This is a genomic window from Streptomyces calidiresistens, from assembly GCF_014141525.1.
Lineage (GTDB): Bacteria > Actinomycetota > Actinomycetes > Streptomycetales > Streptomycetaceae > Streptomyces > Streptomyces calidiresistens.
Map to the genome: position 1 here is coordinate 1 of NZ_VKHS01001021.1, position 1,639 is coordinate 1,639.

The window sequence follows — 1,639 nt, forward strand, 5'->3', positions numbered from 1 at the left end:
GGTTCGGCCCCCACCGCGCGGTGGGGGCCGAACCCCGCCCCGTTCCCGCCCGCGGCGCGCGGGCGGGAACGGTCAGCCGCCGAACTCGCGCAGCCCCTTGAGCGCCTGCTCCAGCAGCGCGCGGCGTCCCTCCAGCTCCCGCTCCAGCTTGTCCGCCTTGGCGGTGTTGCCGGCCTCCCGGGCGGTCGCGATCTGGCGCTCCAGCCGGTCCACGGCGTCCTGCAGCTGCCCGGTCAGCCCCGCCGCGCGGGCCCGCGCCTCGGGGTTGGTGCGGCGCCACTCGGCCTCCTCGGCCTCCTGCACCGCCCGCTCCACGGCCTGGATCCGTCCCTCGACCGCGGCGCGGGACTCCCGGGGCACGTGTCCGATCGCCTCCCAGCGCTCGCCGATGGAGCGCAGGGCGGCCCGGGCCGCCTTCACGTCACCGATCGGGAGGAGCTTCTCGGCCTCCAGGACCAGCTCCTCCTTCCTGGCCAGGTTCTCCCGGTACTCGGCGTCGCGCTCGGCGAACACCTCGCTCCGGGCGGCGAAGAAGACGTCCTGGGCGGCCCGGAACCGGGTCCACAGGTCCTCCTCCGCGTCCCGCTGGGCGCGCCCGGCGGCCTTCCACTCCCGCATCAGCTCCCGGTACCGGGCGGCGGTGGGACCCCAGTCGGTGGAGGAGGAGAGGGCCTCGGCCTCGGAGATCAGCTTCTCCTTGCGGCGCCGGGTCTCCTCGCGCTGCGCGTCGAGGGCGGCGAAGTGCGCCTTGCGCCGCTTGGAGAAGGCCGAGCGGGCGTGCGAGAAGCGGTGCCACAGCTCGTCGTCGGTCCTGCGGTCCAGCCGCGGGAGGCCCTTCCAGGTGTCCACCAGGGCGCGCAGCCGCTCCCCGGTCGCCCGCCACTGGTCGCCGGCCGCCAGCTCCTCGGCCTCGGCGACCAGGTCCTCCTTGGCCTTTCTGGCCTCCTCGAGCTGTCGGCTGCGCGCGACCTTCCGCTCCTCGCGACGCTCGTCCACCGTCGCGGTCAGCCGGTCCAGCCGCCTCGCCAGGGCGTCCAGGTCGCCCACGGCATGGGCCTCGTTCACCTGCTGCCGGAGGTGGTCGATCGCCACCAGCGCGTCCTTGGCCGCGAGATCGGTGGTGCGCACCCGGCGCTCCAGCAGCCCGATCTCCACCACGAGACCCTCGTACTTCCGCTCGAAGTAGGCGAGAGCCTCATCGGGCGAGCCCGCCTGCCAGGAGCCGGCGACCTTCTCCCCGTCGGCAGTCCGCACGTACACGGTGCCCGTCTCGTCGACGCGGCCCCACGGGTCGCTGCTCACAGCGCCTCCTCCACCATGACACCGCCGGGATCCGATCCCGGGGTGTCGTCCACAGTGTCCATCCGGCGTTCGGCCGGCGCGCCGCGGGGATACGGGATCCGGTGGGCGCGTCCGGTGTGCGTCCGGAGTCCGTCCGGGTCCCCCGGGATCCCCGGTGTCCGACTGCCGGTCGGGCCGCAGCCGGGGCGGCCCGCACCACGCAAACATAGGCGACGCGCCGCCCGGCTGTCCGCACCTCGCGGCACCGAAATTGTCCCTCCCCCGGCGCGGTTCCGCGCCCGGGGGCGTTCGGGAGGTGCGGATCGGGGCGCCGGGGCCCGGTCCCGCCCTCCCGGTC

At 75.4% G+C, this 1,639-nt stretch carries 1 protein-coding gene; it reads right to left on the reverse strand.

Annotation, left to right across the window (positions count from 1 at the left end; genetic code table 11):
• Positions 1-72 precede the first annotated feature (72 nt).
• Entirely contained in the window at positions 73-1,302 is a 1,230-nt protein-coding gene (locus FOE67_RS25100) for a DUF349 domain-containing protein (RefSeq protein WP_182667108.1), read from the reverse strand.
• Positions 1,303-1,639: the final 337 nt, after the last annotated feature.